This is a genomic window from Sphingobium sp. CECT 9361, assembly GCF_918741285.1.
Classification (GTDB): domain Bacteria; phylum Pseudomonadota; class Alphaproteobacteria; order Sphingomonadales; family Sphingomonadaceae; genus Sphingobium.
In genome coordinates, this window is record NZ_CAKKNC010000008.1 from 203306 (window position 1) to 211909 (window position 8604).

Here is an 8604-nt window from a genome sequence, read left to right on the forward strand (position 1 = left end):
GAGTGAACTCATGTCCGCGACCAAGATTTTGTGGGGCCAGATCATCATCGTGTTCCTGATCGTGCTTTCCGCGGTCTGGGGCGCGACGCAGTGGACCGCCGCCGCGCTCGCCTATCAGCCCGAGCTTGGTCCGCCGTGGTTCATGCTTGGCGAGTGGCGCATCTATCCGCCGCCTGCCTTCTTCTGGTGGTGGTTTTCGTTCGACGCCTATGCGCCCGGCATCTTCCTGACGGGCGCCTATATCGCGGCGTCGGGCGGGTTCGTGTCGATCGCCGTCGCCATCGGCATGTCGGTATGGCGTGCCCGCGAGCTGAAGAACGCCGAGACCTACGGGTCGGCGCGTTGGGCGACCGAGCGGGAGGTTCGCGCCGCCGGCCTGCTCGGACCAAACGGCGTGGTGCTCGGCAAGCTCGCGCGCGACTATCTTCGCCACGACGGCCCCGAGCATGTGCTGTGCTTCGCGCCGACGAGGAGCGGCAAGGGCGTGGGCCTGGTCGTGCCGTCGCTGCTGGCCTGGCCGGCATCGGCGATCGTCCACGACATCAAGGGCGAGAACTGGCAGCTCACCGCGGGCTTCCGCGCGCGGCATGGCCGGGTGCTGCTGTTCGATCCGACCAACGCCGCGTCGGCCGCCTACAACCCGCTGCTGGAGGTGCGGCGCGGCCAGTGGGAAGTGCGCGACGTGCAGAATGTCGCCGACGTGCTGGTCGATCCCGAAGGCAGTCTCGAGCGTCGCAATCATTGGGAGAAAACCTCTCACTCGCTGCTGGTCGGCGCGATCCTCCACGTCCTCTACGCCGAGCCCGACAAGACGCTGGCCGGCGTTGCGGGATTCCTGTCCGATCCGTCGCGCACGATCGAGCAGACACTGGCCGCGATGATGGCGACGCCGCACCTGGGCAAGGCCGGCGTGCATCCCGTGGTCGCCTCGGCCGCGCGCGAGCTGCTGAACAAATCCGATAACGAGCGATCGGGCGTGCTCAGCACCGCCATGTCGTTCCTCGGCCTTTACCGCGATCCGGTCGTCGCGCAGGTCACGCGGGCCTGTCAGTGGCGCATATCGGATCTGGTCGAGGGCGACCGGCCGGCGACGCTCTACCTCGTCGTGCCGCCCAGCGACATCTCGCGGACCAAGCCGCTGATCCGCCTCATCCTCAACCAGATCGGACGGAGGCTGACCGAGGAGCTGACGCCGAAGGGCGACCGGCATCGCGTGCTGCTGATGCTCGACGAGTTTCCGGCGCTCGGCCGGCTCGACTTCTTCGAGTCCGCGCTGGCGTTCATGGCGGGCTACGGGCTGAAGGCGTTCCTCATCGCACAGTCGCTCAATCAGATCGAAAAGGCTTACGGCCCCAACAACGCGATCCTCGACAACTGCCATGTGCGCGTGAGCTTCGCCACCAACGACGAGCGGACCGCCAAGCGCGTGTCGGACGCGCTCGGCACCGCGACCGAGATGCGCGCGATGAAGAACTATGCCGGGCACCGTCTCTCGCCTTGGCTCGGACATTTGATGGTGTCGCGGTCCGAGACCGCCCGGCAGCTCCTCACGCCGGGCGAGGTGATGCAGCTCCCGCCCGACGACGAGATCGTGATGGTGGCGGGCGTTCATCCGATCCGCGCGAAGAAGGCGCGCTACTTCCGCGATCCGCGTTTCGCCGAGCGGATCATGGCCGCGCCCGAGCCGGCCGCGGTCGCGGCCCGGCCTGACGACTGGACCGGCCGCGCGGCCGCCGCCGATCCCGCCGATGTGGCGCGGATCGTTCGTGCGCAGGAGGACGCCGCCAATGGCGGGCTGCGCCGGGAGCCCGAGCTGCCCGAGCATGTCGCCATCGCGCCGGAGACGACGGCGCCGCCCGCACAGGAGTTCGCGATCGTCGACGACGAACCCGAGGACGCGGCGCGGCAGGCCGCCGTGAGGCGCCGGATGCAGGGGCTCGCGCGGCAGGCGTCGCTCGACCCCGGCGACGGGATCGATCTGTAGGAGTCCGTGATGCGCACCCGCCTCAATGTCTATTTCCCGCCGGCGCTCGCCAAACAGGTCGACGAGCTGGCCATCCGTCGGCGCATCTCTCGTTCGGCGATCGTGGAGGCGGCGGTCGCCTCCTATCTGTCGCCGGACGGCGCCGATCGGATGGAGGCCGCGTTCGCGCGGCGGCTTGACCGCCTGTCGCGACAGGTTCAACGGCTTGAGCGCAATACGGGCCTGACGACCGAGGCGCTGACGCTATTCGTCCGCTTCTGGCTGGCCGTAACGCCGCCGCTTCCCGACGACGAGCAGGCCGCGGCCCAGGTCAAGGGGCGCAAGCGCTATGAGGGGTTCGTAGAAACACTCGGCCGCCGCTACGCGAGCGGCAAGAGCCTGATGGATGAGATCCCCGAGGACGTCTGGCCGAAGCAGTCGCCCGATTCGGAATAATCATGGTCTCGGCGGGCGGGATGCCGGTCGGCCGATCCGCATCCTGCAAGTATATGCCGCCGCCTCTACTACGCCTTCAACTAGCTGTTGCGGCGGATAAATTTCTGGCTCTCTTGATGTGCTCCTGACGCCGGGCGGCGGTTCGCCCGGTCCATTGCAGGGGCCAAGTCTTGACCGTCCACCCGATCCGATCCGAAGCGAAATCCCGCGGCGCGCGGATGCTGCGCACCGCGCTCGGGGCCTCGATCGCGGCCTGGCTCGAAGACCCCGCCGTCATCGAGGTTATGCTGAACCCGGACGGCCGGCTGTGGGTCGATCGGCTCGGTGAGGGCATCAGCGACACCGGCATGACGCTGGTGGCAGCGGACGGCGAGCGCATCGTTCGTCTCGTCGCACACCATGTCGGCGTCGAGGTTCACGCGAAGTCTCCGCGCGTCTCGGCGGAGCTGCCCGAAGGCGGCGAGCGGTTCGAGGGGCTGTTGCCGCCCGTGGTCGCCGCGCCGGCCTTTGCGATCCGCAAGCCCGCCGTCGCTGTGTTCACGCTCGACGACTATGCGGCGGCGGGGATCATGTCAGGGCGCCAGGCCGAGGCGCTACGGCACGGCGTCGAGACCCGCGCCAACATCCTCGTCGCAGGCGGCACCGGCAGCGGCAAGACCACGCTGGTCAACGCGCTCCTGGCCGAAGTCGCCAAGACCACCGACCGCATCGTCCTCATAGAAGACACGCGCGAGCTGCAATGCGCCGCGCCCAATCTGGTCGCCATGCGGACCAAGGATGGCGTCATCTCGCTGTCCGATCTTGTGCGGTCCTCGCTGCGCCTGCGCCCCGACCGTATCCCGATCGGCGAGGTGCGCGGCGCCGAAGCGCTCGACCTCCTCAAAGCCTGGGGCACCGGCCATCCCGGCGGCATCGGCACGATCCACGCCGGGACGGCGCTCGGCGCGCTGCGCCGCATGGAGCAGCTCATCCAGGAGGCCGTCATCACGGTCCCGCGCGCGCTGCTCGCCGAGACCATCGACCTGATCGCCGTGCTGGTCCGCGACGGGCACGGCCGCCGCCTCGCCGAGCTGGCCCGTGTCGAAGGGCTCGACCCTGCGACCGGCGATTACCGGCTCACACCGCTTTCCAACACCCAACCGGGAGACCTGCCATGATCCATGCCATCCGGCATGGCGCACGTCGCGCCATGCTTGCCGCCACCGCCAGCGTGATCGCGCTGACCTTCGCCGTCCCGGCCCATGCGGGTGGATCGTCGATGCCATGGGAAGCGCCGCTCCAGTCGATCCTCGAAAGCATCGAGGGGCCGGTGGCCAAGATCGTCGCGGTCATCATCATCATCGTGACCGGCCTGACGCTGGCCTTCGGCGACACGTCGGGCGGCTTCCGCCGGCTGATCCAGATCGTGTTCGGGCTGAGCATCGCATTCGCTGCGTCGAGCTTCTTCCTGTCCTTCTTCAGCTTCGGCGGCGGGGCGCTGATCGCATGACGGGCGCAGCCGAATATGGCGAACCGATCGCGGGCTTCTACGCCCCCGTCCACCGGGCGCTGACTGAGCCGATCCTGCTCGGCGGCGCCCCCCGGTCGCTCGCCATCGTCAACGGGACGTTGGCGGGCGCGATCGGCCTTGGCCTGCGCCTCTGGATCGCCGGCCTCGTCATCTGGGCCATCGGCCATGCGCTCTCCGTCTGGGCCGCGCGCCGTGACCCGCAATTCGTGGACGTGGCCCGCCGCCACCTCCGTTACCCGAGCTGGATGCGGTCATGATGAGCCTTCGCGAATACCGCGGGCACGCGGCGCACCTTGCCGACTTCCTGCCCTGGGCCGCGCTGGTCGGCGAAGGCGTCGTGCTCAACAAGGACGGCAGCTTTCAACGCACGGCGCGTTTCCGCGGCCCCGATCTCGATAGCGCCACGCCGGCCGAGCTGGTCGCGACGACGGCGCGGCTCAACAATTCGCTGCGCCGGCTCGGTTCGGGCTGGGCGATCTTCGTCGAGGCGCAGCGCACGCCCGCGCTCGACTATCCCGAATCCACGTTCCCCGATCCGGTCTCGGCGCTGGTCGATATGGAGCGCCGCGAACAGTTCCGCGAGGAAGGGGCACACTTCGAGAGTGCCTATTATCTGACGCTGCTGTGGATGCCGCCGGCCGAGGAAGCCGCGCGCGCCGAAGGCTGGCTCTACGAGGGCCGTTCAACATCCGGTGTCGACCCTTGGGAGCTGCTCAAGGGTTTCACCGATCGCAGCGACCGCGTGCTGAACCTGGTCGAAGGTTTCGTGCCCGAAGTCCGCTGGCTCCAGACGCAAGAGACGCTGACCTATCTGCACAGCACGATCTCGACCCGCCGTCAGCGCGTCCGCGTTCCTGAGACGCCCATGCATCTCGACGCGCTGCTGGCTGACGAGCCGCTGACCGGCGGTCTCGAACCGAAGCTGGGCGACCATCATCTCCGCACGCTGACCATCGTCGGCTTCCCGTCCGTCACGTTCCCCGGACTGCTCGACGAGCTGAACCGGCTCGCCTTCGAGTATCGCTGGTCCACCCGCGCGATCATGCTCGACAAGACCGACGCGACCAAGCTGCTCACCCGGATCCGTCGCCAGTGGTTCGCCAAGCGCAAGAGCGTCGCCGCGATCCTGAAAGAGGTGATGACCAACGAGGCATCAACGCTGCTCGACAGCGACGCCTCGAACAAGGCCGCCGACGCCGACACCGCCCTGCAGGAGCTGGGCGCCGACTATGCAGGCATGGCCTATGTCACCGCGACCGTGACGGTGTGGGACCGCGATCCGGCCATAGCCGCCGAGAAGCTGCGGCTGGTCGAGAAGGTCATCCAGGGCCGCGACTTCACGGTCATCCCCGAGGGCATGAACGCGATCGAGGCATGGTTGGGGAGCCTTCCCGGCCACACCTACGCAAATGTTCGTCAGCCCCCGGTTTCCACGCTCAATCTCGCCCACCTGATCCCCCTGTCAGCGGTATGGGCGGGGCCGGAACGGGACGAGCACTTCGGACAACCCCCCTTGCTTTATGGCAGGACCGAAGGCTCGACCCCGTTCCGGTTTTCCCTTCACGTCGGCGATGTCGGCCATACGCTGATCGTCGGCCCGACCGGCGCCGGTAAGTCGGTGCTGCTCGCGCTCATGGCGATGCAGTTCCGCCGCTACGAGAGTGCTCAGGTCTTCGCCTTCGATTTCGGCGGCAGCATCCGCGCCGCCGCGCTCGGCATGGGCGGCGACTGGCAGGATCTCGGCGGGATGCTCGCCGACGAAGCGGAGACAGGCGTCCAGCTTCAGCCGCTTGGAGCGATCGACGATCCCGCCGAGCGCGCCTGGGCGGCTGAATGGCTGGCGGCGATCCTCGCCTCCGAAGGCGTCGCGGTCGATCCGCAGGCCAAGGAGCATCTCTGGTCCGCGCTCGGATCGCTGGCGTCCGCCCCGGCGCCCGAGCGCACGCTGACCGGGTTGGCCGTGCTGCTCCAGAGCCAGCAGCTCAAGCAGGCGCTCGCTTCCTATTGTATCGGCGGGCCGTGGGGCCGGCTGCTCGACGCCGAGACCGAACGGCTCGGCGAGGCGTCGGTTCAGGCGTTCGAGACCGAGGGCCTGGTCGGCGCCGGCTCGGCCGCGGCGGTCCTGTCCTACCTGTTCCACCGGATCGAAGGCCGCTTGGACGGCTCGCCGACGCTCATCATCATCGACGAGGGTTGGCTGGTCCTCGACAGCCCGGATTTCGCCGCGCAGCTCCGCGAATGGCTCAAGACCTTGCGGAAGAAGAACGCCAGCGTGGTGTTCGCCACGCAGAGCCTCGCCGACATCGAGACGTCGAGCATCGCGCCGGCCATCATCGAGAGCTGCCCGACACGCATCTTCCTGCCGAACGAGCGCGCGGCCGAGCCGCAGATCGCGGCGATCTATGAGCGGTTCGGGCTCAACGCGCGGCAGATCGAAATCCTCAGCCGGGCGACGCCCAAGCGCGACTATTACTGCCAGTCACGCCGCGGCAATCGGCTCTTCGAGCTGGGGCTGGGCGAGGTGGCGCTGGCGTTTGCCGCCGCGTCGTCAAAGACCGACCAGCTCCGCATCGCCGAATTGATCGACGCCCACGGGCAATCCGCCTTCGCGGCCGAATGGCTGCGCCATCGCGGCTGCGCCTGGGCCGTCGAGCTTCTTCCTCCCGATCCCTCGCATCAACCTCAGCAGGAGTTACCACTATGAAGACGACTATCCTGCGCCGTGCCATCCTGGCCGGCGCCATCGCGACGTCGAGCGCCATCGGCATCACTGCCGCGACACCGGCGCACGCGCAGTTCGGCGGGATCGTCTATGACCCGACCAACTATGCGCAGAACGTGCTGACGGCGGCCCGGTCGCTCCAGCAGATCAACAACCAGATCCAGCAAATCCAGAACCAGGCGACCTCGCTCATCAACGAGGCGCGCAACCTGACCTCGCTGCCGTTCAGCTCGCTCCAGCAGTTGCAGCAGCAGGTGCAGCGCACCCAGCAGCTTCTTGGGCAAGCGCAACGCATCGCCTATGACGTGCAGAACGTCCAGCAGGTGTTCGGCAGCCGCTACAAGGGTGCGACGCTGACGGGCACGCAGGCGCAGATGGTCGCCAATGCGAATGCGCGGTGGGAGGATAGCGTCGGCGCGTTCGAGGACTCGCTGAAGGTGCAGGCAGGCGTCGTCGGCAATATCGACGGCGCGCGCACGGCGATGGACGGTCTGGTCTCGGCCAGCCAGTCGGCGACCGGCGCGCTTCAGGCGACGCAGGCGGGCAACCAGCTTCTCGCCCTGCAATCGCAGCAGCTCGCGGACCTTACCGCTGCGGTCGCCGCGCAGGGCCGCGCACAGGCGCTGCAATCCGCGCGCCAGGCCGCCGAGGAGGCGGAGGGCCGCGAGCGGTTCCGCCGCTTCATGGGCAACTGATCGCCCATGTCGCGCACGGCGAAGATCGCGGGGGTGTCGGCGCTGGCCGGGCTGATGATGACGGTGGCGATCGTCGCCGCCACCCGGCCGAGCGCACCACCTCCATCACCGCGCGCCGCCGTAGCGGCGGACGAAGGCCGCGCCCGGCTCGCGCGTGAGCTGGATCGATGCGCGACGCTCACCATGCCGGACGCGGGCTGCGAGGCGGCCTGGGCCGAGAACCGCCGCCGCTTCTTCCGACAGGATGAGCCTGCCCCCGACACCGAGCGCGACGGCGGCCCGTCGTCGCCCGCCAAAGGCGACGCGCCATGAACGACACATCGGTCATCGACACCTTCCTCAGCGTCTTCACCGGCTACATAGATAGCGGGTTCGGCCTGCTCGGCGGCGAGGTCAGCTTCCTCTCGACGACCTTGATCGCCATCGACGTGACGCTCGCCGGGCTGTTCTGGGCCTGGGGCGCGGACGAGGACGTGCTTCAGCGCCTCATCAAGAAGACGCTCTATATCGGCACCTTCGCCTTCATCATCGGCAACTTCTCCTCGCTCGCCAATATCGTGTTCCAGTCGTTCGCCGGGCTCGGCCTCAAGGCGAGCGGCGGGGCGATGTCGATCTCCGATTTCATGAAACCCGGCATGATCGCCGCGAAGGGCCTCGAAGCCGGCAGGCCGCTACTCGACGCCGCAGGTCAATTTTCCAACCTCTGGGCGGTCTTCTCGAACCTCGCGCTGATCCTCGTGTTGCTGCTCGCCTGGGTCATCGTCGTGCTCGCCTTCTTCATCATCGCGGTGCAGGTCTTCATCACGCTGATCGAGTTCAAGCTGGTGACGCTCGCCGGCTTCGTGCTGCTGCCCTTCGCCTTCTTCAACAAGACCGCGTTCATGGCCGAGAAGGTCTTGGGCCATGTCGTCTCGACCGGCATCAAGGTGCTGGTCCTGGCCGTCATCACCGGCATCGGCACGACGCTCTTCAGCCAGTTCACCAACGCCAGCCTCGGCGTCGCGCCCGACATCAACCAGGTCATGGCGATCGCGCTGGCCGCACTGTCGCTGCTCGGCCTTTCGATTTTCGGTCCCGGCATCGCCAACGGCATCGTTTCTGGCGGTCCCGCGCTCGGGGCGGGCGCGGCGGCCGGAACCGTGCTCGCGGCCGGCGGCGCGCTGGTCGGCGGCGCGGCCGCCGCCCGCCTTGGCGCTGGCGCGGTTGCGGGCGCCGTGGGTGGGGGCCGTCTCTTTTACACACCTGACGCTGCCCACCA

Annotated in this window: 9 protein-coding genes; all 9 read left to right on the forward strand. The window is 68.2% G+C overall.

Annotated elements, in window-relative coordinates; all coding sequences use genetic code 11:
• The first annotated feature begins 10 nt into the window (after nt 1-10).
• Nucleotides 11-1984: a conjugal transfer protein TraG gene (locus LQ220_RS13615; RefSeq protein WP_230188839.1), complete on the forward strand. Its 1974-nt coding sequence runs from the start codon at nt 11-13 to the stop codon at nt 1982-1984.
• Between the two features lie 9 nt (nt 1985-1993).
• Nucleotides 1994-2419 (forward strand): CopG family transcriptional regulator, encoded by a 426-nt coding sequence (locus LQ220_RS13620; RefSeq protein WP_230188840.1) that lies wholly within the window; start codon nt 1994-1996, stop codon nt 2417-2419.
• A gap of 170 nt (nt 2420-2589) precedes the next feature.
• The gene (gene trbB, locus LQ220_RS13625) at nt 2590-3576 is read left to right on the forward strand and encodes a P-type conjugative transfer ATPase TrbB (protein WP_230188841.1); all 987 of its coding nucleotides are present in this window, start codon (nt 2590-2592) and stop codon (nt 3574-3576) included.
• A gap of 32 nt (nt 3577-3608) precedes the next feature.
• On the forward strand, nt 3609-3908 hold the full coding sequence (locus tag LQ220_RS13630; RefSeq protein ID WP_230188857.1) for a TrbC/VirB2 family protein: 300 nt from the start codon (nt 3609-3611) through the stop codon (nt 3906-3908).
• Nucleotides 3905-4186 (forward strand): VirB3 family type IV secretion system protein, encoded by a 282-nt coding sequence (locus LQ220_RS13635; RefSeq protein ID WP_230188842.1) that lies wholly within the window; start codon nt 3905-3907, stop codon nt 4184-4186. The genes LQ220_RS13630 and LQ220_RS13635 overlap by 4 nt, the downstream gene beginning before the upstream one ends.
• Nucleotides 4183-6633 carry a conjugal transfer protein TrbE gene (trbE, locus tag LQ220_RS13640; protein ID WP_230188843.1) on the forward strand — a complete coding sequence of 817 codons (2451 nt, stop codon included), beginning with the start codon at nt 4183-4185 and terminating at the stop codon, nt 6631-6633. Before LQ220_RS13635 ends, trbE begins: the two co-directional genes overlap by 4 nt.
• Nucleotides 6630-7346 carry a P-type conjugative transfer protein TrbJ gene (gene trbJ, locus LQ220_RS13645; protein WP_230188844.1) on the forward strand — a complete coding sequence of 239 codons (717 nt, stop codon included), beginning with the start codon at nt 6630-6632 and terminating at the stop codon, nt 7344-7346. Before trbE ends, trbJ begins: the two co-directional genes overlap by 4 nt.
• Before the next feature lie 6 nt (nt 7347-7352).
• A complete protein-coding gene (trbK-alt, locus tag LQ220_RS13650; protein WP_230188845.1) occupies nt 7353-7658 on the forward strand; it encodes a putative entry exclusion protein TrbK-alt in 306 nt (101 codons plus the stop codon).
• Nucleotides 7655-8604 (forward strand): P-type conjugative transfer protein TrbL (trbL, locus tag LQ220_RS13655; RefSeq protein ID WP_230188846.1); only part of this gene is annotated, 950 nt, incomplete at its 3' end. The genes trbK-alt and trbL, both read left to right, overlap by 4 nt.